We start from the raw sequence: 25,288 nt of genomic DNA on the forward strand, positions 1-25,288 counted from the left end.
TGGCTCGTCAGTGAACGTGATTGGCAGACCATTGCTCAAGAACGGTCTTGTACGGTTTGATGAAATGCTCTTCAGCAAACCTTCCCTGCTCGACAGCCAGCCGGCTGCGTTCCTCGCGATCGTAGACGATGCGCGTCAGGGAATAATCCTGGTGCCGGAGATTGGGCTGAAAGCAGGCCCCTGCCGCAGAATTGGCGTTGTAAATCTCCGGCCGGTAGATTTTCTGGAAAGTCTCCATCGTGCTGATGGTGCTGATAAGCTCAAGATTGGTGTAGTCATCGAGCAGATCACCGAGAAAATAAAAAGCAAAAGGTGCTACGCTGTTCGGCGGCATGAAAAATCGAACCTGCAACCCCATTTTCTGGAAGTAGTGATCGGTCGAAGACAATTCATCCTGCTGGTATTCAATACCTAATACAGGATGCTGATTACCGGTTCGACGATATGTCCTGCTGCTGGAGGCACTCAGGCAAATGACTGGCGGTTTGTGAAAATGCTCTTTGTAAGCCTGTGAGTTCAGGAAACATTTGAACAGGTTTCCATGCAGATCGCCGAAATCCTCTGGCGTACCGAAGGCGGGGCGATCCTTGTTGTAAGCAGGCAGCACGACGCTGAAGTCGTAATCCCGGACGTAAGAGGAAAAGTTGTTTCCTACTATGCCTTCGATACGCTCGCCGGTCTTTTGATCAACAATATTCGTTTTCAGGATTTCAATCAGGGGAAAGGCATCACTATTGCCCTGCGCACCGACATTCATCTCAACCGAAATGATTTCGAGTTCGACAGAATAACGATTACCTTCGGGGTTATCCCAGTGCGCCAGAGCGTTGAAACGATTGTCAATCATCCTCAAGGCGTTGCGGAGGTTCTCCGCGCGGTTCTCGCCTCTGGCAAGATTGGCAAAATTCGTCGTGACACGCGTATTTTCTGACGGGCGATAACCCTCATCAAAAGAGATCTTCTTTATATTGAAGCTAAAATCTTTGGTCATCACGATCGAACGCCCTAAATCCCCAGATGAACCCTGATTTTATTGACGTAAGTTTCAGGACGCACCGGATGTTATTTTCCATTGCCTCAGTCGACAGCTTTTAATCTGTCCCGACCCGAGAGCGATGTGCGTTTTGTGCCTGAGAGATCGATCGAATAAAAATGGTATTATCTCACGGAAGTATGAGCCCTGCTCATGATTTGGCACGAGAGACGGTCCGCCCGGAGTTTGGGAATGTCCCAGTCTTCCGAAACCCTTAGGGCGGGACGAATATATATCTCGGCCGAGGTGATGACCTTCACTTCCACGAAACCGATGGTGGACGCCTTGACCACTCCAGCGACATACGACATTGGTTTGTCATCGTGGTTCTGCGGGCGAAAGTCCGGAGCTAAGAGGGAATTCGGTCAGGGCTTTGCTGCCTGAAGCCGAAGCTGCCCCCGCAACTGTAAACGGCGAGCGAAAGTCCATCCATGTCACTGAGGCAAGCCTCGGGAAGACGGACCAAAGCGACGACCCGTAAGCCAGGAGACCTGCCGCGATAGATAACGTCCACGGGCGGGGTGTCCCGGAGTGCCGCTTTCGCGACAGGCATTCCCGTGCCGTCGTCTTGCGTCATGTTCCTGCCCTGCCAAAAGCTGATGGTAGTGCCGATGACAGAAATCCCGACAATAGAAAAGCCTGCTCAGCGCGGCGCAATAACCAGTCTTATCGATATCGTCTTTCCAGGAGATACAAATCACCACGGTACGCTCTTCGGAGGAACCGGTCTCGCACTCATGGATCGTGTTGCCTTCATTGCGGCGACCCGGTTCGGGCGGGCACCTTTCGTGACCGCCTCTTGCGAGCGCATTGATTTCCGGCAGCCGGCGCGCATCGGGCACATCGTCGAATTCACGGCCAGACCAGTCAGGGCCGGCCGGCGCTCTCTGACGGTTGAGGTCGAAATGGTGGCGGAAACCATTGCCGGTCGTCAGCGGCACACCTGCACGAAGGGCATCTTTCATATGGTTGCCGTTCCAGAGGGCGAGAATGCATCGAGCTACGCCTTGCCCGTACTCGCTCCCGAAGAGACCAGGGAAGCCACGGAAACAGTGGCCATGGTGGAGATCGTATTTCCAGATCAGGCCAACAGTGTCGGCCGGATGTTCGGGGGCGAAGCGATCGCCTACATGACCAAGGCGGCATTCGTTGCGGCGTCGCGCTACTCCGGCAAGCTTGTGGTACTGGCCTCATCCGAGCGCATCGACTTTGCAAGATCAATCGAGATCGGTGAGATTGTCGAGGCGGTGGCGCACGTCACGCGTGTTGGCCGCAGCTCCATGTCCATCGAAACAAAACTCTGGTCCGAAAACCTGCTGACCGGTGAGAGACATATTACCGCCACCGGACATTTCACGATGGTCGCGGTCGACGCGGACCACCGGCCGGTTCCTGTCCGCGACAGCACTCCTGCACACCCGGCTCCTTACCAAGGGCGGGCATAACATGCTGGACAGACAACATCTATCGATCCTGCGTGAAGTCGACCGCTTGGGCAGCCTGACAGCGGCGGCGGAGCGGCTGAACGTCTCCCAGTCTGCTCTTAGCCACACGATCCGCAAGCTGGAAGAACGCTATGGCGTGCCGATGTGGGAGAAGGACGGCCGCAACCTCCGTCTCACCGAGGCCGGCCGCTACATCGTGACATTGGCGCAGCGCGTTCTCCCACAGATCGAAAGGGCCGAAGATGTCCTGTCAGATTATCGCCACGGCCAGCGCGGCTCGCTCAAGATCGGCATGGAATGCCATCCTTGCCATCAATGGTTGATGGGTGTCACAAAGCCCTATCTTATGGAATGGCCAGATGTGGGCCTGGAACTGACGACCTCATTTGCCTTCGGCGGCGTGACAGCTCTCACGGGATACGAAATCGACATCCTGATCACCCCGGATCCGATCGAGGCACCTGGCATCCATTATTTGCCGGTGTTTGACTACGAGTTGGTGCTTGCCGTGCCAATCGATCATCCACTGGCATTGAAAGACCACGCAGAACCCATGGACCTGCTGGATGAGACACTGTTCACCTATCCGGTGCCGCCGGAGCGGCTGGACGTCTTCACACAGTTTCTGGTGCCCGCGAACTGCCGCCCTCGCCACCATCGCAATGTCGAGACGACGGAGATGATGCTTCAACTCGTCGCGGCAGGGCGCGGGGTCAGCGCCGTTCCCGACTGGCTGGTACGTCGGGAAGCGGCAGCGCTCGGCGTCCGCCCCATCCACATTGGTCCGGACGGCATACGGAAAAGCATCCACCTCGGACTAAGAGAGGGCGACGACGCTGTGGATTTCATAGCCGGGTTTGTTGAGACGTCACGGCAAAGATGAGCGTCGCGATCGCAGCGGCGATTAGACCCTCCATGTGACAAAACCTGTGTGGCCGACAAGGCTTTCTGCCGAGCATATCCCAGAAAACAGCCGACCAGTGCTCCGTAGAAAAGAAGCGCCAATTACAAGAGCAGCAGTAAAACGATGAGCGCAGGCATCAACCGCGCAGATTGCCTCTGGCCACCGAGCAGACGCTTGTAGTTCATCAGTCACGCGCCAAGGCTTCGATCGGGTCAAGCTTTGCCGCATTGCGGGCGGGAAGGAAGCCGAAGACGATTCCGATCAGGGTTGAGCAGGCGAAGGCCACCATGATGGAGCCTGAAGAGAAGATCATTTTGAAATCGGGGCTCAGCAAATTGAAAAGAGCGCTGATCCCCAGGGCGAGCATCACTCCCAGGAAGCCGCCGACAAGGCAGACCATGACGGCCTCGATCAGGAACTGGGAAATGATGTCGCTGCGGCGCGCCCCGACGGCCACACGAACGCCGATCTCCTTGGTGCGTTCAGTCACGGATACCAGCATGATATTCATCACGCCGATGCCGCCGACAATCAGCGAGATCACGGCAACTGACGAAATCAGCAACGTCAGGGTTTGCGTGGTGGTCTCGATAGTCTCGCGAATGGTCGCCGAGTTGGTAAGGAAGAAGTCTTTCGCGCCATGCCGACGCTCGATAAGGCGGGAAACTGCGGCCTCGACATTGCCCGGATCGACATCGTCTCTGATACGGACCGTTATGCCGTCGACGTTCGGACGACCCAGCATGCGGCCCATGACGGTTGTGTAGGGCGCATAAACGGTCAACGTATCAACCGCCGGGCCGAAGGAGTTTTCCCGTTTCGTCACACCTACGACCCTCGCCGGCATTGTGCCCAGAAGGATGACCTGCCCCACCGCGTTTACCCGGTCTGGAAACAGGTCTCGCGCGGCGTTTGCATCGATCACCACATTCTGGCTGTAGGCGGTAACGTCCTGGGCGTCGAACAGTTGTCCATGCGCCACCTCAAGGCCCCGTACACGAAAGAAGTCGGCGCCAACTCCGGTGACTGACGCATTGACGGCCACGGCGGCGCGCTTGACAGTTACGCTCGTCGTGACGGTTGGTGTTACGCTGTCGACATAGGGCTGGTTCACCAGCGCTTCGGCATCGGCGGGAACCAGGGTCCGTATCTTGCCCGCTTCCAGATCGCCGAAGCCTTTCCCGGCCCGCACCTCGATCGTGTTGGTGCCAAGCGAACTGATACTGCTCAGGATTTGTTGCTGCGAGCCGGCTCCCAGTGCCGAGATAGCCGCCACCGAGGCGATACCGATGATGATGCCGAGCATGGTCAGAAGCGAGCGCATCTTGTGCGCCCAGATTGCCGCGCCCGCCATACGAAAAGCTTCAGCCATCCGGTCAATCGCACCACGCCAACCAGCGCCCGGCGCGTGCTCGCGGATGGGACGCGCCGTCGCGGCGGATTTGGATATATTGCGCTCATCGGAAATGATAACGCCGTCGCTGATCTCGACAACCCGATCCGCGTGTTCGGCGATCTTCTTGTCGTGAGTGACGAGGATGATGGTGTGCCCTTCGGCATGAAGCTCGCGCAGGATCTTCATGACTTCGGCGCCACTGTGCGTATCCAGCGCTCCGGTTGGTTCGTCGGCCAGAATTATCTCGCCGCCATTCATCAGGGCGCGGGCGATCGACACCCGCTGCTGCTGGCCGCCCGAAAGCTTGCCCGGGATATTGCCCGTCCGCTCGGCAAGGCCCAGTCGGGTCAACAAGGAGATCGCTCGCTTGTGCCGGTCGGATCGGCTGCGTCCGGCATAGATGGCCGGCACCTCGACGTTGCTGGCCGCGCTGAGATCGCCAAGCAGATGATAACGCTGGAAGATGAAACCAAAACGCTCGCGGCGTAGCGCCGCCAGTTCGTCCACGGACATCTTCGAGGTCTCGCGTCCTTCGATCCAGTAGCTGCCGTCCGTCGGACGATCGAGGCAGCCAAGGATGTTCATCAGCGTCGACTTGCCGGAGCCCGAGGCGCCGATGATGGCCATCATCTCGCCGGCCTCGATGTCGAGGTCGACGTCTTTCAGCACCCGCACCATCTCGTCGCCTGCGGGGAAAGCGCGGGATACCCCACGTACGCGGATCAGTGGTTCAGTCATAACGCGCCCTACCGCTTCGCAGCGGCCAGTTGAGCCTGGCCATCCGTGCGTTCGTCCGTGGATGCTCCCAGGACGATGGTGTCGCCTGCCTGAAGACCGCTAAGGATCTGGATGTCCGCGCCGTTATCGATACCGACCTGGACCTGCCGGATCTGGACCTCGCCCATCGCGTCCAGTATGCGCACACGCGCCGTATCGCCGGCCCGGGGCGCTCCTTCCACCGCACTGAGCGGAACCAGCACGGCGCCGCTGACGCGGCTCAAGACGATGGACACCTGCGCCGTCATGGAGGGCCGCAGGACCCCGTCCGCATTCGCCACGTCGATCAGCCCCGTGTAATAGACCGCACCGTTGGTTGAGCCAATCCGGCTCGCGGCGGCGTTGCTCTCGTTGGCGATGGAGGCCGGGGCCGGTTCCACCTGTCGCAACTCCCCATCGAAACGGCGCTTCGGATCGCCAAGAATGCTGAACCAGACCGGCAGGCCCCGCCGCACACGCACGACGTCAGCCTCGGAGATATCCGCGCGCACCGTCATTGTGTCCAATCGCGCGATCATGACGATGGTCGGCGCGGTCTGCAGGGCATTCACGGTTTGGCCCTCGTCGGTGACGATCGCGACCACCGTGCCGGCGATTGGGGCAGTGATGCGCGTATAATCCAGTTCTATACCAGCAGACTCCAGCGCGACCTGCGCTTGGGAGACCTGAGCGTCCAGCGACTGAACCTCAGCCCGCGCGGTGTCTCGCATCGCAACCGCGGCGTCATACTGGGCGCGCGGCGTGGAACCACCTGCCAGCAGATCACGCTCGCGCTCGAAATCCTTCTCGGCTTTCACCAGACCGGCGCTGCGCGCGGCGTGAACGGCGCGGATGTTGGCCAAAGCGGCCTCGCGGTCCCGCAAGGTGTTGCGCCGGGTCTGGGAGTCGATCTCGGCCACCAATTGGCCAGCCTCGACGATATCACCGATCTTGACAGCCAGATGCTCAATGCGACCCGAGGCCTGAGCGCCGACACGCACCAGCTCGAGCGGTTCGAGAACCCCGGTCGCCAGCACCACCTCTTCAATGTCACCCGTTCGCGCCTGCGCCGTCACCAGTTCAAGCTTTGCCGGCGGACGCAGAAACAGCAGCCAGACGCCCAGCAGGCCGACAAGGGTTGCCGCCCCCAGGATCAAACGCTTGCGGGTAATGTGTCGTGTCATTTAGTCGTGGCCCATGCTATTGAAACTTGCGGGCTTTCTCTGTCACGAGAGTTACCTGAAAATTACGGGGAGCCATCGTCGTGCCTATCCGTTTGGCACGCGCTGTAAAATCAACCGATCGGCAAAGAGTGTTTGCGATGTGGATGGCGTGCCAGAGATTGCCCGCCAGGCATCAAGCGATCGCGGCCGTGCTCAGCCAACGTCGACGGATGAAAACGCCTTGACCTGTTGGCGCAGGCGACGGACCTACCGCTGCTGGAAAACGCGCTTCTCGCGCCAGCGTACGGCAAATGTACTGCCCTTGCCTGGAGCGGACGAAAGCTCAACGTAGCCGCCGTGACGGGTGACGATCTCGTTGACCATGCTGAGCCCCAGCCCCGCACCTGAGCCGTGAGGGCTGACCCGGTAGAACGGCTCGAATATGCGCGACTGCTTGTCGCCGGCAATTCCGCAGCCCTGATCGGCGACAGTCACGCTGCCGTCAGCCTCAATACTGACCGATATCTGTCCTCGTCCGCCTCCATACTGGACTGCATTACGAACCAGATTGACGAATGCACGCTCCAGAGCTTCGGCATCCCCGGGAACGAACAGGCTTTCCCCATCGCTATCGAACGAAATCTCGTAACCTTCGGCGATCGCCAGGGGAGCAAGGTCGGCGACCACCTTCGACACAACGCTGTTGAGATCGACAGGTGCATTCTGCTGGGGCTTCTGCCGGTACTTCTCGGTGTCGAGAAGCTGGTTCGCGATCGCTGTAAGTCGCTTGATGGCCGTCTGCAGGTGTGTCTTATCCGCACCTGGTGAAAGCGTATCGATTCTCACCTGCAGGACAGCAATCGGCGTTCGAAGTTCATGGGCCGCGTTGACGAAGAAGCGCTCCGTCGCCTCGAAGCCGCTATCGAGACGACGCAGCGCCCTGTTGATGTCGCGCACCAGACGAAGCACCTCGGTGGGCAAGCCCCGCTCTTCCACCAGGGCGCCACGTGTGTCGAGATCGATCCTGTCGAGACGCCTGGTCAGGTCGCTGAAGGACCGCAAAGCCCAGCGTGTGACAAACGGGACGCCAATCAGGGAAATGGCGACGAGGATCAGCGCCGGCACGCCGATGGCAAGGTTCCCCAACAGCACGGTCACACCATATTGGGACATCGAAACACCGCCGGCAAAAATCGTTGCCTCTCCGGCCTCTGTGTCGAAACGCTCCATGCGGGCGACACTCAGCGGATCGTTCAGGTCACCATGGAGCTCGACACTTCTGAACGCCCGCAGGAATGGCATGTTGTCGGCAATTTTCCCGGGAGGCGCGCCGTGTGCAAGGACAATATCTTTTCCAAGGTCTGCCACGAACCACAGGTCAGGCGCTTCCTCCATAATCTCTTTAAGCTCGGCCGTTGGAACCAGATGGGGCCGGCCATTCGGCTCGAGACGAACCGAGTCTGCGATTTCCTGAGACAGCCAGATGGACGTGATCGCCACATCGGGCTTGAGGCCAGAAAGGAGATAGAAAACCAGGCTGAGCGAGGCGATGACCGCGCAGAGCTGCAGAACGATAAAACCAAAAGTGAATCGCCAGCGAAGGGATGTGCTGGTCATCCTATTTCTGCTCATGAAGGTAGTAGCCTATGCCACGAATGTTCTTGATAACAATATCGGCCTCCGCTTCGCCAAGCTTTCGGCGCAGGCGAGACATATTGGATTCCAGCGAGTTCGACTGGATTTCATCGTCAAAGGAATAGACCTGCCCCTCAAGGGACGAGCGCAACACGGTACGACCGCGGTTTCTCAGAAGAGTTTCGATGATGAGCAGTTCCCTTCGGGTGAGCGCAAGCCTGATGCCGTTGACATGCACATCGCATGAAACCCGATCATAGGTAACGTTTCCTGCCGACAGGACGAATGGGCCGGCTGTCGGCACCCGCCTCAGCACAGCGCTCATTCTGGCAATAAGCTCGGGAATTTCGAACGGCTTCGGCAAATAGTCATCGGCACCGTCATTGAGGCCGGAAATTCGCTCGTCGGTTGACCTCAGAGCGGAGATGATAATCGATCGCGTATTTGAACCGGTGCGGTGCAAATCGGCGAGGAAGGTACTGCCATCGCCATCCGGCAGTTGCCGGTCGATAAGGACAATATCGTAATCCGCCATGGCGATTGCTTCCCGCGCCATCGCCAGATCTCCAACAGCGTCCAGCACGATGCCATGCTGCGAGAGGGCCGTCCTCAAGGCATCCGTCATTTCCGGATCGTCTTCGATAAGCAGAAGTTTCATAGTGGCCTGATCGTGCAAGTCCCGGACAGCTGTTCTCAAGAATTCTAACAGCAAATTTATATGTGTGGCTCAGATAAACTCGACTGCCATGACCGACTGTCCGCCAAGTCAATCGGCGGTCCAGATGTCCGGCACCGGGGAACCGAAACCTGCTGAGTATCCAGCCGGCTTTTAGTCCCCGTCGCCAAGGCCAGCCCCTTATCGGCAGCGGCCGTAGTTATCGCGATATCTGCAACCGTAATCGCGCCGGTCCCGATTTTCCCAGTGATCGCGACGGTTCCTGTCGTTTCGTTCACTGATGTTCCCAATCACAGCCCCTCCAGCACCTCCCGCGGCGGCTCCCACTGCAGCACCTTGCCACGTGCCGCTTGCCAGCCCGCCGATGATTGCACCACTGGCCGCACCAATACCGGCGCCCTTTTCCGTCTGGCTGCAAGCCGTCAGCGTCAAACAAACGAATATGCCTGAAATGATCTTTTTCATGTCTGTCCTTTCAATCCATCGCCGCTACGGTCGCCCGTCGACCGTGGAGACGCACCAAGGTGCAGACATATGGCCACCGAAAATTACGTGGAAGTTACGCAGAACCGTCGGCGTGGACACCGGTCGAAAGTGCAAATTCGTGTAGGATGCGCGTCTTCACGATAAGTCATTCTCAGCTAATTCCGCCCGCCTCATCGATAGGCTCCGACGCCGCCGTGTCAATCACTGCGTTTGAGAACGGTGGGTCGAAATACTGGGGCAGACCGTTGCCGAGCTTGCCTATGGAGATTGACGGCGGTTCGGCGGCCCTGACCGGAAGGATAGTCCGGCCGCCGGCAGATGGCCTGTTTCTGCAGCCGTCAGATAGCTCCGTCGACGATAACCATCGGCCGGCCCTGGGAACAGGGCTCGATGCGGGCATCGATGCGATAGATATCGCGCAGCATGTCCGAGGTTATCACCGCTTCGGTACTGCCGCTCACCACCATTTCACCGCGGGCGATCACCATCGTATTCTCGCAATAACGCAGCGCATGGTTGAGGTCGTGCAGGGCGATCAACACGATCATGCCGGTTTTCTGGGCAAGCTCGGTGACGAAGCCCAGAACCTCGATCTGCCGGTGAAGATCAAGCGCCGATGTCGGCTCGTCCATCAGCAGCACTTCCGGCTTGCGCGCCAGCGCCTGCGCCAGCGACACCAGCTGCCGCTGGCCGCCGGATAGCTCGCCAAGGCCGCGGAAAGCAAGATCGTGGATTTTCAGCGCCTTGAGAATGGCATCGATCTCAAACAGCTCATCATCCTGAACCCGCCAGCCACCGCCCTGTTTGGCGGAAAGAAGCACGGATTCATAGACCGTCAGCACGGCATTGGCGCCGGTATCCTGCGGCATGTAACAAATGGCGCGGTTGCCGCGCGCCGTGTCGGAGAGCTCCACCAGACCGGGACCGGAGATCAGGCTGGCAATGCGCTTGAAAAGCGTGGATTTGCCGGCGGCGTTGGGGCCGATCACCGCCGTCACGCTGCCGCTTTCCAGCGTATCGATGCCGACCTTGGACAGAACCGTGGTGCGGCCATAGGCGGCACCGACATCCTTCAGTGCGAGCGCTACCATGCGCGTCTCCTGTTGCCGAAAATGAGCACGAAAAAGAACGGTACGCCGACCAGCGCCGTGATGACCCCGATCGGCAGAATGGCGCCGGGGATGAGGATCTTGCTGATGACCGAGGTGGTCGACAGAAGCAGCGCGCCGCAGATCACCGAGCCGGGCAGGAAAAAGCGCTGATCTTCACCGACCAGCATACGGGCGATATGCGGACCGACAAGCCCGACAAATCCGATGGTGCCGACGAAAGAAACAGGAATGGCCGCCAGAAGGCTGACCGTCAGCATGGTTTGCAACCGCAGCCGGCGCACATTGATGCCCATGCTGGCCGCCTTGTCATCGCCCAGCCTGAGTGCCGTCAGCGCCCAGGCGTTGCGCATGAACATCGGCACGGTGATGACGAGAATGGCCGCGGTCACATAGACTTTTTCCCAGGTTGCCTTCGTCAGGCTGCCCATGGTCCAGAAAACGACGGCGGCAAGCGCCTGTTCGGAGGCCAGATATTCCAGCAGCGACAGCGCCGCATTAAAGGTGAAGACCAACGCGATGCCGAGGAGCACGATGGTTTCGACCGTCACACCACGCAGCGTCGAGGCAAAATGGATGAAAAGCGCCGCAACCATGGCCATGATGAAGGCGTTGATCGGCACCATGTAATGCACGGCACCCGGAAAGATCGCCACGCCACCAACGAGCGCCAGTGCCGCGCCAAAACTTGCAGCGGCGGAAATGCCGAGCGTGAAGGGGCTGGCGAGCGGGTTGGACAGGATGGTCTGCATCTGCGCGCCCGCAACCGACAGTGATGCACCGACAGTGACCGCCATCAGCGCAATCGGCATACGGATATCCCATATCACTACTCGCAGCTGGTTTGCAGCAGCGGCCGGATCGGCAATGGTCGCCAGAACTTCGGAAATTGTATAGCGCGCCGGGCCGAGCGCCATATCCGCGGCCATGCTGAAACACAGGGCGATGAAAAGCCCGACAAGAATAACGATCCTGCGCGCGGCAAGGGCGCGATATTGATCGCGCCCACTGACGCCAACGGCACTTTCATTCAGCGAACTCATTGGTTCAAACCTTTTTCGAGCGAGGCGAAATAGCCCGGCTTGTAGGTAACGGGGAGGAACTTCCGGTAAAATTCCTCAGCGTTTTTTTCCGGGTCGAGATCAGCGAAGAGGTCCGGATGGAACCACTTGGCAAATTGCTGGATCGGCAAAAACTCGTAAGGAGCGCCATAAAACTGGTGCCAGACGGCATGGACATTGCCCTGCTTGACCGCCTTCAGTTCCGGAAACGGCGTACGCGTCATCAGATTGGCCAGCCGCTCGCGCGAAAGCGCCGTGTCTGCGCCAAGTCCAAGGGGAACGAACTGGTTGATGTCGGATTCCGCCGCCCAGTTCGAGCCGGTGACGATGACATGGTCAGGATCAGCGACGACCAGTTGCTCGGGATTGAGATCGCCGAAAGTCGTCTTGATGATGCCGTCGGCAATATTGTGACCACCGGCCAGATCAACCATCGCGCCGAAATTGGCGGATCCAAAGGTGCGGCAGCAATTGTTCTCGCCGGAAATGCCGGGCGAACGCTCGATAAAGACATTCGGGCGCTTGAGGTCCTTGACGCTGGCGACCCGGTCGGTCACGCGGGCGATTTCAGCGCGGCGATAGGCGATGAATTCCTCGGCGCGCTCTTCCGCACCGAACAGTTTTCCGAGAATTTCGATCGAGGCTTCGCTGTTCTTGTCGGGATCGATGCGGAAATCGAGATAAACGATCTTGATGCCGGCAGCGGCAGCCTTCTCTTCGAAACCACTTTCCTTGGCGGTTTTTTCCGTTTCCAGATTGAGGGTGATCACGTCAGGAGAAAGGGTGATCGCCGTTTCCAGGCTGAAATCACCCTGCGGCAGATAACCGAAGCGCGGCAGTTTCTCGATCTGCGGAAAACGCTCGACATAGGCCGTGTAGCTGTCAGGGTCTTTCTTGAGCAGATCGTCACGCCAGCCGACGATGTTTTCGAAGGTCTTGTCGCCCTTCAGCGCCGCGATGACGTGGATCTGGCGGGCTTCGCCAACGATGACGCGCTTGGCCGGCAAGTCCAGTTCGACCTTGCGGCCGGTGACATCGGTGATCTCGCCTGCATGGGCTGTCATGGCGAGAAGAGAGAAGGCCAGCACCGCAAGATGCCTCAGAGCATTGAGCCGCATGAGAAGTCCTCATAGAGTTCCAAAAGAAAATGATGAAACCGCATCACTGCGGTCTCACCCATCGAACGGACGGCGCTCCTCTTCACCGTCCCTGTCTTATTTCGCGTCCTTCAGCGACACGAAGTAGCCGGGCTTGTAGTCAAGCGGCAGGAAGCGGGCATGCAGTTCCTTGAAGGTCGCTTCGGGATCGAGATCCTTGAAGAGATCAGGATGCAGCCACTTGGCGATTTCCTGAATGGCCACGAACTGGTACGGGTTGTTGTAGAACTGGTGCCAGATGGCGTGGACGTTGCCGTCCTTCACCGCCTGCACGCCGGTAAAGGCCGGGCGCTTGGTAAGGTTTTCGAGCTTCCGATGCGCTTCCTTCACATCCGCGCCATAACCGACGCCGACCCAGTTGCCGCCGGGAACGTAGCCGTTCCAGTTACCGCCGGTGATGATGATCTGCTCCGGGTTGGAGGCGATGATCTGTTCCGGATTGACGGTGCCGAAGGTGCCGGGAATGATGTCCTTGGCCATGTTGACGCCGCCGGCAAGCTCGACCATCTTGCCGAAATTCTCGTTGCCGAAGGACATGCAGCAATCGTCGGAGTAACCGCCGGCGCGCTCGACAAACACCACCGGCTTCTTCGGATTGGCCTTGGCGAGTGTATCGGTGACCTTGGCGATGGAGTCGGCACGGAGCTTGATGAAGTCCTCGGCGATCTTTTCCTTGCCCGTCAGCTTGCCCATCAGGCGCATGCTCGGCTCGGTATTCTCCATCGGCTTTTCACGGAAGTCGACATAAACAAGCGGAATACCAACCTTGGCGAGCTTCTCGATGTAGCCTGCCTCTTCGGTCGCCGTCTTGGCGTCGATATTCATCAGGATCACGTCCGGCTTCAGCGCAACGGCCTGCTCGACGTCGAAAGTGCCGTCCTTCATGCCGCCAAAGGTCGGCAGCTTGGCGATCTCGGGATATTTGGCAAGATAGGCGTCATAGGTTTCCGGATCGGCCTTGGCGAGGTCATCGCGCCAGCCGACGACGTGCTGGAAAGGGTTTTCCTTGTCGAGCGCCGCGAGGAAATAGATCTGCCGGCCTTCACCGAGAATGACGTGCGAAACGGGAACATTGACTTCGACATCCCGGCCGGTCACATCCTTGACAGTGACCTTTTCGGCCAGTGCCGGCCAGGCGGCGGATACGAGAAGGCCAAGGGCAAGTGCCGTGGATTTGGCTGAGATGCGCATCGGATATTGCTCTCCAGTGTTGACTGGCGGGGCTGTATTATTTTCTGACTGTACTAGTCAACATTTATGTTTTAGAGCCATTCTCAACTGACCGGCGCATGGGTTGAAGACCAATGATCGACACTATCCAATATGGCAAGAACGACAGCCTGCGAGACGAAATCAAAGCCTATTGGTCCGGCCGCGCCGCGACCTTCGACCTTTCCCCCGGACATGAGATTTTTTCCGAAGATGAGCGAGAAGCGTGGCATGCCCTGCTTTTGAAGCATCTGGGACAGGGAGAAGGCCGCAAGGCGCTCGATCTCGCCAGCGGAACCGGCGTCATTTCGCATCTGATGGACGATCTTGGTTTTCAGGTCACGGGCATGGACTGGTCGGAAACCATGCTGGCGCTCGCCCGGGAAAAAGCGAAAAGCCGCGGGCGCAATATCCGCTTTTTTGTCGGCGATGCCGAAAACACCATGGAACCGGATGAAAGCGCCGACGTCATCATCACCCGCCATTTGGTCTGGACACTGGTGGACCCACAGGCAAGCTTCGCCGAATGGTTCCGCGTGCTGAAACCGGGCGGGCGGCTACTGATCGTCGACGGTGATTTCGTCAATGTCGGCTGGCGCGAAAAACTCGTCAAGAAACTGGCCGCGGGTCTGGAAAGCATCGGCCTTGTGAAGCCGGAACAGCCGCACAAGCCGGCGGATCCGGGTAATACGTTCAACAGCATTCTTTCACGCGTCTATTTTTCCGGCGGTGCGCGGGCTGACGATGTCGCGGCGATGTTGCGCGCGACGGGATTCGAACCCGTCGCGGTTGATCAGGAACTTCAGGCCATCCATCGCGCCCAGTCGAAGAACTTCAGCCTGCTAAAGGGCATCCTGCGTGGCCTGCAGCACCGTTATGCGGTCTGCGCCGTGAAGCCGGATATGTCTGCGAAAGGCTGAGGGCAGTCAAAGAACTACAATTTCTGGCCAAGTCATTGGAAGTGATGGGTTTGGTAAATCCATATCATCCGCACGCCTTCACGCCGGACCTGATCCGGAGTCTAGTGCGATCAAGTCCTTGACCGCGAAAGACTCTTTCCCAGCATAGACGCGCCGGGGCTGGATGCCGGATCTAGTCCGGCATGACGGATGAGGGAAACTTGGCGCAGAAGCCTCATTTTTCCGCTTGCTCGAAGAGATCGTCCAGCCGGGGCTTGGCGCGACCGGGCACGTCGACTTCCCTGTAGCTCTGCGGCAGGATCGCCTCGCCCACCTTGATCAGCATGACCATGCCCATACCGTAATGCGGCGAACATTTGATGCCGTAAAAGCCCGGTCTGTCGAAAGCAGTCTCGAATTCATCATTGATCCGGCTTTTGAAACCCTCAGCACCTTCGGGAACCATGCCATCGATGGTCGCGGCATTGTGGCTCTTGTGGGTCGGCACGAAACGCACGCGGTCGCCGGGGGCGATTTCCAGAAAATCGGGTTCGAACACCATTGGGCCTTTTTCGCCCCGGTTCAGCATTTTCACCTCGAAAGTTTCGGCCATGGCATGCAGGGGAAGACCCGTGGCCAGCGCCAATGCAATTCCAGCCAGAGCATGACGCGGCTGCACGCCAAGGCGAATCTTTTTCAATTTCATCATCGTACCAGTGCTTTCTGTGTCTGAGCGGCCATTCCATGGGCCGGCAGAAAACGAATATGGGAAAAGCCGCCCTCATCCGTGGTGACGACGGACTGCACCCCGAAAACATCGGCGATCGTCGCCGATGTGAGGACCTCGTGCGGCGGACCGGCCGCAATCATCCGCCCCTGATGCATGATGGCGACGCGGTCGCAGAACATGGCGGCGTGATTGAGATCATGCAGTGCCGCCACGACCGTCAGCCCCTGTCTGCGGACCAGATCGAGCAGGCCGATCTGGTGGCCGATATCGAGGTGATTTGTAGGTTCATCCAACAGCAGAATATGCGGCTGCTGCGCCAGGGCGCGAGCGATATGCAGTCGCTGGCGTTCGCCGCCGGAAAGGTGATGCCAGCTTCGTTCTGCCTTGTCCGCCATGTCGACATTGTCGAGCGCGGCGTCGACGATGGCGTCATCATTGGCCGACCACGCAGAGAGCGGACCGAGATAGGGCGTGCGACCAAGTTCGACAGCCTGTCGAGCCGTAATTCGCTCTGTGGTCTCTGCCTGCTGTTCCACAAATGCCAACCGGCGGGCAAGATCACGCCGTCCGAATGAGGCAAGCGCATCGTCACCAAGCGTGACGTGGCCACGGCGCGGCTTGCGGATGCCGGCCAGCATGGAAAGCAGCGTGCTTTTGCCGGAACCATTTGGGCCGATAATGCCCAGAAACTCTCCGGAACCGACATCGAGCGAAACGCCACGGACAATATCGACATTGCCGGCATGAAAATGCAGGTCGTGGGCGGATAATTTCATGACCGCCCCCTCTTCTGCCCGAGAATGAAGGCGAAGGCCGGCGCACCGACGAGCGCGGTAATCACGCCGATCGGCAGTACCTGACCGGGAATGACGATGCGCGAGAGAATATCGGCAACGATCATGAAAACAGCACCGGTCAGCGCCGTTACCGGCAGCAATAACCCGTGGCGAACGCCGACGAAGATGCGCGCCGCGTGCGGAATGACGAGACCGACAAAGCCGATGGAACCCACCAGCGACACCATCACCGCCGTCATGATCGCCGAAACCGAGATCAGTACCGCATAGGTCCGGCGCACCGGAATACCGAGCGAGGCGGCGGCCTGACCGCCGAAGGCGAAGGCATCCAGCGCCCGGGAATACCAGAGGCACACCGCAAGACCGGCGATGCTGACCGGCAGGGCCAACCAGACATCCGGCCAGCGCACCCCGGAAAGATTGCCGAGAAGCCAAAACATAATGCCGCGCGCCTGTTCGGCATTGGCGGATTTGGTGACGATGAACGAGGTCATTGCATTGAACAGCTGCGAGCCGGCCACCCCGGCCAGAATGATGGCGCTATTGCCGTGACCAGCCCGCACCGCCAGAAGGCTAACCAGCGAGAATGCAACGAAAGCGCCGATCAGCGCCCCCGCCGGCATGGTCAGGAACCCTGCCCCGAAACCCAGAAGCGCGACCGCGACCGCCCCGGTGGAGGCGCCTGCGGAAATGCCGAGAATATAGGGATCGGCCAGCGGGTTGCGCAAAAGCGATTGCAGCACCGCGCCGGCAAGCGCCAGAGAAGCACCGCAGCAGGCGGCGACAACGGCGCGGCTGAGGCGGTAGCTCCAGACGATACCCTCATCCAGCGGCTCCAGCGGGTAACCCGCGTGGAAGACACGGTTGGCGATGGTTTTCGCCACCACATCGAAGGGAATGGCAGTCTCACCGATGGCCGCTCCGGCCATCAGCGCGACGAGCAGCAGGGCGAGCGCGGCAAAAGCCAGACCCGCCCTGCCGAGATGGACGGAAAAACCGTTCACTTGGCGAGGCCGGCAGCCGAAATCGCCTCGGCCAGCGTTTCAATACCTTCGATCGTGCGGATGGTCGGGTTCATCGCCTGCGCATCCATATCGAACACATGACCTTCCTTGACGGCGGGCATGATGCTGGCGACGGGGTCGGTCGCAAGGAACTTGTGCTTGACGGCAACGTCATCGGCCGGGAAACGACGACGGTCCATCTTGCCGGCGACGATGACGGTCGGATTGGCCTTGGCGATGGTTTCCCAGCCAACGGTCGGCCATTCCTCATCGCTTTCGATGATATTGGTCAGCCCGAGTGCGGACATGATGTAACCGGGCGCGCCATGGCGGCCCGCCACGTAAGGGTCGATATCCAGTTCGGCGCTGGAGAACCAGAAGACGGCGGAAATCTTGCCATTGGCCGAAGCGATCTTGGCGCGGGCGGCTTCTTCACGCTTTTTCAGGTCGGCGACAACCTCTTCGCCGCGGTCCTGCACGTTGAAGATTTTGGCAAGATCGCGGATCTCCTGATAGATCAGCTCCATGGTGAAGCCGGTCTTGCGCACGCCGTCGCCGCCGCCGGAATTATCCTTGCCGACGCAATCGGCCGGCGAGGTGTAAACGGGAATACCGAGTTCGGCAAATTGCGCCGGCGTGCCGACAACACCTTCCGGGCCGATCTGCCACTGGAACTGCGTCGTTACCAGGTCCGGCCTCTTGCCGACAACGGCCTCGAAACTCGGATCATTGTCGGCCAGACGCTCCACCTTCGCGTTGGCTTCCTCGTAACCCTTCAGAACCGGGCCGATCCACAGCGCCGTGCCCACCACCCTGTCGGCAACGCCGAGAAGATAAAGAACCTCGGTCGTGCTCTGGCCGACGGATACCGTGCGGGCCGGCGCCTGTTTGAAGGTGATGTCCTGACCGCAGCTGTTGATCGTCAGGGGATAGACCGTTTCGGCGGCATGGGCGGAAGCGGCGGGCAAAGCCGTAAGCGCAGCGGCCAGAAGGCCGGCATAGGCCGGCAGGCGTCCAGGATTAAACATGTGTTCTCCAGTCGAAATTAAATCGCTTGTTCCAGAGCCGCAGGCGTTAGAACGCGCAGCAACAGCGGGACGTCTTGTACGGAGAACAACGACGGGACGCAAACCAAATGTTATGAAATAACATTACAATTTCCTCCTCCGGGCTTCCCCGCCCGTAACGATGGTTCATATTTTGACGGCAGGTCTCCTGGCTCACGGATTTGCGCCGTTCATCTGCCTTCCCGCATTCCGCAGAATGCAGTGGCATGACGCCTTGAGGCGCCACGGGGATGAGCGGCAATCCGCTTACAGTTGCGGGGGCAGCCACGGCATTGGGCGATCATCATCACCCGCACCATGTTCCCTATTAATCCCTTCGCCTTTCGGCTGCAGGAACCGTCGCTTTCTCACATAAGGGGCAAGAGCCGGAGCGTCAATCGCCAAAGCATGTCTCACAAGGGTATGGAAACCGTTCTGCGACAAAGACACGCACACAGCAGGAACCCAAAGTGCGTAACATGAAGTCGATGGGAAACGAGGTGCTTCAGCACAGGGATGGGCCTGCCAGAGCGAAAATCCCAGCCGAGCCGGAACCTTCCGGCTGCGGCGCATTTTTTGACATGGTCGTCAGTGTTTCAATCACCACCAGTCCGGATTGCGCCAGAAAATCGGTGAGAACACCGTCATCACGCAAGGCATCGAGCCGGACAAGCTGCCCGTCGAGATCGGCAAAATGCCGCCTTACCAGCGCGACTGCCTCCGCTTCCCCCTCCGCAACCACCGGGCCGATGATGTGGCCCCGCCCTGCCGCCCGCCGCAGCGCAAAGGCGGCCAGACGATCCGCCTCGAACAGGCCGTAGCCGGTGTTTTCCCGCAGGAGACGCTGCAGCACGCCCCGGCGTGAAACGCCGAAAGCCGCCCGGTCCAGATCTTCCACGGCGGGGAGATGATGTTCCGAAACTGGCTCGATCCTCTGTTTCTTGCCAAGCTGCGGCGCCTCGGTGGTGCGACGGGCCTTGCCGCGCAGAAGATGCACCCGTTCCGCATCCCCGGTAAAACCGAGCCCGGCAAATAGCCGCCGGGACACCTCCGTTGCATTCAGCCGCAAGGCGGCGGCAGGATATCTCGCCACAAGCTGCCGGACCAGCCAGGGTGCTACGCCCTGCCCCTGCAGGCGTGGGGAGACTATGACCATGCCTAACGTTGCAAAAGCCTGATCATAGGGAAAAAGCATGGCGGTCGCGACAACCCGGTCAATCTCGTCCAGCGCCGCAAGACCCACACCGCACTGGCGCAGGAAACACCATTCATTGGCATGATACCGCCATCCGACAGCCATGGAGAGGGCATGCAGATGATCCGCCTCCACATCGGCGATATCCACGGTCCGCAACTCGAAACTATCGACCTTGAGCAGCTCCATAGCAAACGGCTCTCATTCCCTCCGGCGCGGAACCCTAGGGCCCCGGAAGCCCAGCCCACGACATCCGAAGATAACCGGCCCTGCCCGCAGGAATTTTCTGAAAGCACTGGAAGGACACAACAATCTACCGAAATCATCGGCATTTCAGCAGATAAACGCCGCCGGCCACTCTAAGCTTCTGCGGTGAATAATCCGGCCAGCGGCCAATGGGAACGACCAGCGGGGACGACCATGAACGCAATCGAAATCCTTGAGCGTCTCGTCGCCTTCCCGTCCGTTGTCGGCACCGCCAATGGCGATATTGCCGGATGGATTGCCGATTATCTGGAAAGCCAGGGCGCGAAAGTCTCACTGTTACCGGGGCCGGAGGGCGACCGCGCCAATCTCTTCGCCACGTTCGGCCCGGCCGATCGGGCCGGTTATATCCTGTCCGGTCACATGGATGTGGTGCCGGCCGGAGAACTGGAATGGACCTCCAATCCCTTCACGCTGAGAACCGAAAACGACCGGCTCTACGGGCGCGGAACCACGGACATGAAAGGGTTTCTCGGCACTGTGCTCGCCGCAGCGCCGGCATTTTCGCGCATGACGCTTGAACGGCCGATGCACGTCGCCTTTTCCTATGACGAGGAGGCGGGCTGCCGTGGCGTTCCCCATCTCATCGCCAGACTGCCGGAACTGTGTGCCCCGCCGGCGGGCGCCATCATCGGCGAACCCAGCAATATGCGTGCCGTTCGCGCCCACAAGGGCAAGGCCGCAACGCGCATCACCCTGCACGGCCGGTCCGGCCATTCCTCACGGCCGGATCAGGGGATAAACGCCATTCACCTGATGACCGGCATCATGGCAAAAGCAGTCGAAACCGCCGATACGCTGACGCGGGGACCGTTCGAAGCAACCTTCGAGCCACCCTACTCCTCCTTGCAGATCGGCACGGTCAAAGGCGGGCTGGCAATAAACATCATCCCCGATCATTGCGCAATCGAACTGGAAGCGCGGGCAATTTCGGGCGTCTCCCCGCTCGCCCTGCTGGAGCCGGTAAAAAGCGCTGTCGAAGCGCTCGCCGCAACGGGCGTCGATATCGAATGGACACCGATGAGCGCTTATCCGGCCCTGTCGCTTCCAGCCGATGCGCCGCTTGCTTTGCTTCTGGAGGAACTGACCGGCACCGCCAACCTCGCAGCCGTAAGCTACGGAACGGAGGCCGGGCTTTTCCAGGCAGCGGGCATAGATGCCATCATTTGCGGCCCGGGCGATATCGGCCGCGCCCACAAGCCGGACGAATTCATAACCGCGGGCGAACTTGCCGCCTGCCAGTCGATGCTGGAAACACTCGGCCGCCGCTGCGCCGCTTAACCGAATGACGGGTATTAGATGACGTTTCTCTTCAATTCCGACGCAAAGCGCGGCGAAATCTTCCGGCAGGCTCTGGCCACCGAACTGCCGGACCTGCCGTTTTCGATGGATGCCGCCACTGTCGATCCCGATGCGGTGCGTTACCTCATTACATGGACAGTGCCAGAGGATATCGCGCGTTACCGCAATCTCGAAATCCTGTTTTCGATCGGCGCAGGTGTTGACCAGTTTCACATCAGTGCAATCCCGGAAACGGTGATGGTCGTGCGCATGGTGGATGAAGGCATCATCCGCATGATGCAGGAATATGTCTGCCTCGGCGTGCTTGCCCTTCACCGCAACCTGCCGGCCTATCTGGAACAGCAACGCCAAAACCTATGGAAAGCCCTGCCGGGCCAGCGGCAGGCGGAAGAATGCCGCGTCGGTATTCTCGGCCTCGGCATGCTGGGTGTTGCGGCACTGGAACGGCTGAAACCTTTCGGTTTTCCGCTTGCCGGCTGGAGCCGTTCACCGCGCCAGATCAATGGCGTCACCTGCCACCATGGCGATGACGGGCTGAAAGCCATTCTTTCCACCAGCGATATCCTCGTCTGCCTGTTGCCGCTGACGGACGAGACCACCGGGCTTTTGAATGCCGGGCGCCTCGGCCTGCTGCCGGATGGCGCGGCTCTCGTCCACGCCGGGCGCGGCAGGCAGCTCGACCATGGCGCGCTTCTCGATGCACTCGACAGCGGCAGGCTTTCCGGCGCCGTGATCGACGTCACCGATCCCGAGCCACTGCCTGAGGGCCATCGTTTCTGGACCCATCCGAAAATTCTGCTGACGCCGCATATCGCCAGCGTCACCCAGCCCCACTCCGCCGCCCGCACCGTCGTCGACAATATCAAACGATACGAATCCGGCCTCGAGCCGCTCGGCCTCGTTGACCGCAGCCGCGGATATTGATCATCCCCCGTCTCAGAAAGGAAAATCCATGCCGCTTCTCAAGCCTATCGACACCAATCCCGATTTCGAGCCGAAGGCCTCCAAGGCGTTGCCGGAACGCCTGATTGCCGGCGATCCTTCATTCAAGACCTGGGCGCTGGACGAAGCCCGCGATGGAACCGTAAAAACCGGCATCTGGGAAGCGACCCCGGGCGAAAGCCGCTCCATCAAGGGCGAGACCTTCGAATTTTGCCATATTCTGGCCGGCGTCATCGAAATCACCCCTGATGGCGGCGAACCGCAACGTTATACGGCTGGCGACAGCTTCGTCATGAAGCCCGGTTTCGTTGGCGTCTGGAAGACCATCGAAACAGTGCGCAAGATCTACGTCACCGTGAATGGATGATGTAAAACCCGCGTTTTTTTAAGGTCGCTCACGCTAGCGGCCAGAAACACACGACAGGCAGCGCGCCGCAAAAGATTGCGCTGTCTGTTGGCAACAAAACGGGATTTTCATTCATCGCCCGCGCCACAGTCGGTCGATTTCGCTTGGCGGCAGGGATTAGCTTTAAGGGCATATCCACAGAGGATTTCCCATGACGCTCAGCTTCGATCCAGACAGCCTGTCTTTGCCAATTGGCCATTTCATCGGCGACCGGCTGATCCCGGCTAAAGACGGCATCGACATGCACCGCCCATCGGACGGCATGGAATATGCCGGCTGCCCGAAGGCGGATGCGACGCTGGTGGACGAAGCGGTGCAAACCGCCAAGGCGGCGCTGAAGAGCAGCAACTGGGGCGGCGTTCGCCCGCGCGAGCGCACCAGGATCTTGCAGCGCTGGGCCGACTTGATCGAAGCGGAAGCCGAGACCTTGGCGAAAATCGAGGCACTGTCCTCGACGCGGCCGGTGGGCCAGCTGATTGCCGGCGACATCGCCGTTACCGCCGAGCAGATCCGCTTCTTCGCCGAATTCGCCGACAAGGAAGGCGGCGATCTGGTGCCGACCGACGACAGCAGCCTCGGCATGATCATGACCGAGCCCTATGGCGTCGTCGGCGCGATCACGCCCTGGAATTTCCCCGTGTCCATGGCCGGCTGGAAGCTCGGGCCGGCCTTGGCGGCCGGTAATGCCGTGGTGCTGAAACCCTCGGAAATGACCCCCTTCTCCAGCATTTTCATGGCGCAGCTGGCGATCAAGGCAGGGCTGCCCGCCGGCCTCATCAATATCGTGCTGGGTGACGGGCCGGTGACCGGTAATGCCATCACCGGGCACCCTGATATCTCCAAGGTCAGTTTCACCGGCTCCACCGCTGCGGGCGCCGCCATCATGGCCAATATCGCCCGCACCGGCATCAAACCCATGACGCTGGAACTCGGCGGTAAGAGCCCACAAATAGTCTTCGCCGATGCCGATATCGAAAAGGCCGCGGCAGCGATTGCCGGCAATATTCTTTCCAATGCCGGGCAGGCCTGTGTTGCCGGCTCACGCATCATCGTCGAGGAAGCGGCGGCGGATGCCCTTTCAGCCGCCATCATCGCCCGCATGAAGGTGGTAAAGCCCGGCCCGACATGGGACGAGACGACACAATATTCGCCGATCATTTCCGAGGTTCAGCGCAAGCGTATTGATGGCATCGTGCAGGCAGCTGTCGCCCATGGTGGCGAGTGCCTGACGGGTGGCGCGATCATGGACGGCCCCGGTTATTTCTACCAGCCGACGCTGATCGCCAATGTCGACCAGACCTCACCCGCCGTAACCGAGGAAATCTTTGGGCCGGTGCTCACGTTGCAAACCTTCCGAACGGAAGAAGAGGCTCTGGCGCTTTCCGATCATCCGACCTACGGTCTGGCGGCGGGTCTTTTCAGTCGGGATATTTCGCGTGTCATGCGCCTGTCGCGCGCCATTCAGGCGGGAACGATCTGGGTCAACCGTTATGGCCGCTCACGCGACCACATATTGCCGACCGGCGGTTACAAACGCTCCGGCATCGGCAAGGACCTCGGGCGGGAGGCCTATCTCGCCAACCGCAAGAGCAAAAGCGTCCTGATTGGACTGTAACAGGGGAAATCTTTTGAAAACGCATCGCATCGCACTCATTCCCGGAGACGGCATCGGCAAAAGCGTGACGGACGCCGCATGGCAGGTGCTCAACGCCGCCGCCAAAACCTCCGGTTTTGCGCTTGAAGGCACGGAGTTCCCCTGGTCCTGCACCTTCTACAAGGAAACCGGCGCGATGATGCCCAAGGACGGCATCGAGACCCTGCGCGGTTTCGACGCCATTCTGCTCGGCGCAGTCGGCTGGCCGGCGCAGGTGCCGGATTCGGTGTCGCTGCACGGCCTGCTGCTGCCGATCCGCAAGGCCTTCGTGCAATATGCCAATATCCGCCCGCACCGGCTTCTGCCCGGCGTGCAGGGGCCTTTGAGGGCGGACGGCTTCGATATTCTCTGCATCCGTGAAAATACCGAGGGTGAGTACTCCGGCGCCGGCGGTCGCGTGCATCAGGGCACCGACGACGAGGTGGCCGTCGAAACCTCGATCTTCACCCGCAAGGGCGTGGAGCGCATTTTGCGCTTCGGCTTCGAACAGGCGCAAAAGCGGCGCGGCAAGCTTGCCTCCGTCACCAAGTCGAACGCCCAGAAATATTCGATGGTGTTCTGGGACGAGGTAACGCAAAAGCTTGCTGCAGAATATCCTGACGTCGAGGTTTCGAGCTATCACATCGACGCCATGGCGGCGCGCATGGTGATGGCCCCGGAAAGCCTCGATGTCGTGGTCGCCTCCAATCTCTTCGGCGATATTCTGACCGATCTGGGTGCTGCCATTCAGGGCGGCCTCGGTTTTGCCGCCTCCGCCAATATCAATCCTGATCGTAACGCGCCATCCATGTTCGAGCCGGTGCACGGTTCAGCTCCTGACATAGCCCATCTCGGCATTGCCAATCCCATCGCCGCCATCTGGTCCGGTGCGATGATGCTGGAGCATCTCGGCGAAAAGGCGGCGGCGGCGAAGATCATGACGGCGCTGGAAACGGCGACCAGCCGGGGCGTCGGCACCGTGCCGGGCAAGGACAAGACGGACGCCATAACGGCTGCGGTTCTCGCGGCACTCGACTGAT

The 25,288-nt window shown here is 59.8% G+C and carries 23 protein-coding genes and 2 riboswitches; of the genes, 8 read left to right on the top strand and 15 right to left on the bottom strand.

Translation table 11 applies throughout. From position 1 onward, the window contains the following. Positions 1–7 precede the first annotated feature (7 nt). Positions 8–991 carry a DUF1852 domain-containing protein gene (locus tag PL640_RS09035; protein WP_271362084.1) on the bottom strand — a complete coding sequence of 328 codons (984 nt, stop codon included), beginning with the start codon at positions 989–991 and terminating at the stop codon, positions 8–10. 349 nt (positions 992–1,340) lie between these two features. Beyond that, positions 1,341–1,546: riboswitch (cobalamin riboswitch) on the top strand. Positions 1,547–1,644: 98 nt separating this feature from the next. On the opposite strand from PL640_RS09035, the gene PL640_RS09040 reads away from it, so the two are divergent. Beyond that, complete coding sequence (locus PL640_RS09040; protein WP_271361562.1) at positions 1,645–2,478, top strand: acyl-CoA thioesterase; 834 nt, start codon at positions 1,645–1,647, stop codon at positions 2,476–2,478. A 1-nt stretch (position 2,479) separates the two neighbouring features. Further along, positions 2,480–3,361, top strand: a complete 882-nt coding sequence (locus PL640_RS09045; RefSeq protein ID WP_271361563.1) for a LysR family transcriptional regulator — start codon at positions 2,480–2,482, stop codon at positions 3,359–3,361. A gap of 205 nt (positions 3,362–3,566) precedes the next feature. Here PL640_RS09045 and PL640_RS09050 read toward each other — a convergent pair whose 3' ends face one another. The 9 genes from PL640_RS09050 to PL640_RS09090 all read right to left on the bottom strand — a co-directional run bounded on the left by PL640_RS09050 (position 3,567) and on the right by PL640_RS09090 (position 14,012). Beyond that, complete coding sequence (locus PL640_RS09050; RefSeq protein WP_271361564.1) at positions 3,567–5,516, bottom strand: MacB family efflux pump subunit; 1,950 nt, start codon at positions 5,514–5,516, stop codon at positions 3,567–3,569. An 8-nt stretch (positions 5,517–5,524) separates the two neighbouring features. Next, entirely contained in the window at positions 5,525–6,718 is a 1,194-nt protein-coding gene (locus PL640_RS09055) for an efflux RND transporter periplasmic adaptor subunit (RefSeq protein WP_271361565.1), read from the bottom strand. Positions 6,719–6,964: 246 nt separating this feature from the next. Continuing rightward, a complete protein-coding gene (locus tag PL640_RS09060) occupies positions 6,965–8,314 on the bottom strand; it encodes a sensor histidine kinase (RefSeq protein WP_271361566.1) in 1,350 nt (449 codons plus the stop codon). A gap of 1 nt (position 8,315) precedes the next feature. Beyond that, positions 8,316–8,990 carry a response regulator transcription factor gene (locus PL640_RS09065; RefSeq protein WP_080820132.1) on the bottom strand — a complete coding sequence of 225 codons (675 nt, stop codon included), beginning with the start codon at positions 8,988–8,990 and terminating at the stop codon, positions 8,316–8,318. A 198-nt stretch (positions 8,991–9,188) separates the two neighbouring features. After that, complete coding sequence (locus PL640_RS09070; RefSeq protein WP_110760633.1) at positions 9,189–9,473, bottom strand: YMGG-like glycine zipper-containing protein; 285 nt, start codon at positions 9,471–9,473, stop codon at positions 9,189–9,191. Positions 9,474–9,832: 359 nt separating this feature from the next. After that, on the bottom strand, positions 9,833–10,585 hold the full coding sequence (locus tag PL640_RS09075) for an ABC transporter ATP-binding protein (protein WP_046801414.1): 753 nt from the start codon (positions 10,583–10,585) through the stop codon (positions 9,833–9,835). Further along, entirely contained in the window at positions 10,579–11,646 is a 1,068-nt protein-coding gene (locus PL640_RS09080) for a FecCD family ABC transporter permease (protein ID WP_269699289.1), read from the bottom strand. The genes PL640_RS09075 and PL640_RS09080 overlap by 7 nt, the downstream gene beginning before the upstream one ends. After that, a complete protein-coding gene (locus tag PL640_RS09085) occupies positions 11,643–12,782 on the bottom strand; it encodes an ABC transporter substrate-binding protein (protein ID WP_271361568.1) in 1,140 nt (379 codons plus the stop codon). The genes PL640_RS09080 and PL640_RS09085 overlap by 4 nt, the downstream gene beginning before the upstream one ends. Positions 12,783–12,878: 96 nt before the next feature. After that, positions 12,879–14,012 (bottom strand): ABC transporter substrate-binding protein, encoded by a 1,134-nt coding sequence (locus tag PL640_RS09090; RefSeq protein WP_271361569.1) that lies wholly within the window; start codon positions 14,010–14,012, stop codon positions 12,879–12,881. Between the two features lie 113 nt (positions 14,013–14,125). Between PL640_RS09090 and PL640_RS09095 the strand changes: the two genes are divergently transcribed. Further along, positions 14,126–14,950 carry a class I SAM-dependent methyltransferase gene (locus PL640_RS09095; RefSeq protein ID WP_271361571.1) on the top strand — a complete coding sequence of 275 codons (825 nt, stop codon included), beginning with the start codon at positions 14,126–14,128 and terminating at the stop codon, positions 14,948–14,950. A 214-nt stretch (positions 14,951–15,164) separates the two neighbouring features. On the opposite strand, the gene PL640_RS09100 is transcribed toward PL640_RS09095, so the two are convergent. The 5 genes from PL640_RS09100 to PL640_RS09120 form a co-directional block, all read right to left on the bottom strand. Next, entirely contained in the window at positions 15,165–15,638 is a 474-nt protein-coding gene (locus PL640_RS09100; RefSeq protein ID WP_405049189.1) for a pseudoazurin, read from the bottom strand. After that, positions 15,635–16,435 carry an ABC transporter ATP-binding protein gene (locus tag PL640_RS09105; protein ID WP_271361573.1) on the bottom strand — a complete coding sequence of 267 codons (801 nt, stop codon included), beginning with the start codon at positions 16,433–16,435 and terminating at the stop codon, positions 15,635–15,637. Before PL640_RS09105 ends, PL640_RS09100 begins: the two co-directional genes overlap by 4 nt. Beyond that, complete coding sequence (locus PL640_RS09110; RefSeq protein WP_110757893.1) at positions 16,432–17,460, bottom strand: FecCD family ABC transporter permease; 1,029 nt, start codon at positions 17,458–17,460, stop codon at positions 16,432–16,434. Before PL640_RS09110 ends, PL640_RS09105 begins: the two co-directional genes overlap by 4 nt. Further along, positions 17,457–18,488, bottom strand: a complete 1,032-nt coding sequence (locus PL640_RS09115) for an ABC transporter substrate-binding protein (RefSeq protein WP_142843605.1) — start codon at positions 18,486–18,488, stop codon at positions 17,457–17,459. Before PL640_RS09115 ends, PL640_RS09110 begins: the two co-directional genes overlap by 4 nt. A gap of 160 nt (positions 18,489–18,648) precedes the next feature. Then, positions 18,649–18,883, bottom strand: a riboswitch (cobalamin riboswitch). 128 nt (positions 18,884–19,011) lie between these two features. Further along, entirely contained in the window at positions 19,012–19,890 is an 879-nt protein-coding gene (locus PL640_RS09120; protein WP_269699286.1) for a GNAT family N-acetyltransferase, read from the bottom strand. A 231-nt stretch (positions 19,891–20,121) separates the two neighbouring features. On the opposite strand from PL640_RS09120, the gene argE reads away from it, so the two are divergent. The 5 genes from argE (at position 20,122) to PL640_RS09145 (ending at position 25,287) form a co-directional block, all read left to right on the top strand. After that, a complete protein-coding gene (gene argE, locus PL640_RS09125; RefSeq protein ID WP_271361575.1) occupies positions 20,122–21,246 on the top strand; it encodes an acetylornithine deacetylase in 1,125 nt (374 codons plus the stop codon). Between the two features lie 18 nt (positions 21,247–21,264). Further along, positions 21,265–22,191, top strand: coding sequence for a 2-hydroxyacid dehydrogenase (locus PL640_RS09130; RefSeq protein WP_271361576.1), 927 nt, complete (start codon positions 21,265–21,267; stop codon positions 22,189–22,191). Positions 22,192–22,219: 28 nt separating this feature from the next. Continuing rightward, on the top strand, positions 22,220–22,576 hold the full coding sequence (locus tag PL640_RS09135) for a cupin domain-containing protein (RefSeq protein ID WP_004438300.1): 357 nt from the start codon (positions 22,220–22,222) through the stop codon (positions 22,574–22,576). A gap of 190 nt (positions 22,577–22,766) precedes the next feature. Beyond that, positions 22,767–24,230 (top strand): aldehyde dehydrogenase family protein, encoded by a 1,464-nt coding sequence (locus tag PL640_RS09140; protein ID WP_271361577.1) that lies wholly within the window; start codon positions 22,767–22,769, stop codon positions 24,228–24,230. Between the two features lie 13 nt (positions 24,231–24,243). Beyond that, a complete protein-coding gene (locus PL640_RS09145; RefSeq protein WP_271361578.1) occupies positions 24,244–25,287 on the top strand; it encodes a tartrate dehydrogenase in 1,044 nt (347 codons plus the stop codon). Position 25,288 lies beyond the last annotated feature (1 nt).

The organism is Agrobacterium sp. ST15.16.024, from assembly GCF_027956545.1.
Lineage (GTDB): Bacteria > Pseudomonadota > Alphaproteobacteria > Rhizobiales > Rhizobiaceae > Agrobacterium > Agrobacterium cucumeris.